Raw genomic sequence first — 1,311 nt, forward strand, 5'->3', positions numbered from 1 at the left:
GCCCGCATGGATCTGGTGTTCTCGCTGGCCGAGCGCTGGACCGAGGACGGGCAGCCCGCCGGCATCGGCGGGGCGGTGGAATTCCGCACCGACGTATACAACACCGCCCGCATCGAGGCCCTGGCCGCGCAACTGCACGACGTATTGGTCACCATGACCGCCGACTCCTCGCGGCGTGTCTCGTCGATCGAGGTGCTGGATGAGGGCGAGCGTGCGCGTCTGGAGGTGATCGGTAATCGGGCGGTGTTGGGTGGTTCGGTGCCGGTGGGGGTGTCGATTCCGGAGCTGTTTTCGGCGCAGGTGGATCGTGCCCCGGGGGCGGTGGCGATCAGCTGTGGGGGCGGGTCGTTGACGTATGGCGAGTTGGATGAGGCGTCGAATCGGTTGGCGCGCTTGTTGATTGAGTATGGTGCCGGTCCGGGGGAGTGTGTGGGGCTGTTGGCCGAGCGCTCGGCGCAGGCCGTGGTGGCGATTTTGGCGGTGCTCAAGACCGGGGCGGCCTACCTGCCCATCGACCCGGCACTGCCGGCGGCCCGCATCGAATTCATGCTCACCGACGCCGCGCCGGTCGCCGCAATCGCCACCCCCGCCTTGCGCTCGAGGCTCGACGGATCGGGCGTGGCGGTCATCGATCTCGACGCGGCCGCCGTCGCGGGTCGGTGCGCCGAGGGGCTGCCCGCCCCGTCGTCGGCGAACATCGCATACATCATCTACACCTCGGGGACCACCGGTACGCCCAAGGGTGTGGCCGTCACCCATCGCAATGTCACCCAGTTGCTGGAGTCGGTGCACGACGAGCTGGCCCTGGGCCGGGTGTGGTCGCAGTGTCACTCGCTGGCCTTCGACTTCTCGGTGTGGGAGATCTTCGGGTCGCTGTTGCACGGCGGCCGGCTGGTGATCGTGCCCGACGCGGTGGTCCGCTCACCAGAAGACCTGCACGCCATGCTGATTCGCGAAGAAGTCAGCGTGCTGAGCCAGACACCGTCGGCGTTCTACGCCCTCTCACCCGAGTTGGCCAGGGAGGGGAAGCTGCGCACGGTGGTATTCGGTGGCGAGGCGCTCGAACCGCATCGGCTGGGCAAGTGGTTGAACCGCCAGCAGCGGTCGCCGCGCCTGATCAACATGTATGGCATCACCGAGACCACGGTGCACGCCTCGTTCCGGGAGATCGTCGCGAGCGACGTCGACAGCACCGCCAGCCCGATCGGCACACCGCTGGCCCACCTGAGCTTCCTCGTCCTCGACGAGTGGCTGAATCCGGTGCCGGTGGGTGTGGTGGGTGAGTTGTATGTGGCGGGGGGGGGGGGGGGG

1 protein-coding gene is annotated in these 1,311 nt (G+C 68.1%); it reads left to right on the forward strand.

The annotated features are described in order from the left end of the window. A partial coding sequence (locus A9X05_RS25495) for an amino acid adenylation domain-containing protein (protein WP_156736987.1) occupies positions 1-1,311 on the forward strand: 1,311 nt, incomplete at both ends.

This window comes from Mycobacterium sp. E3298 (assembly GCF_001666895.1).
Taxonomy (GTDB): domain Bacteria; phylum Actinomycetota; class Actinomycetes; order Mycobacteriales; family Mycobacteriaceae; genus Mycobacterium.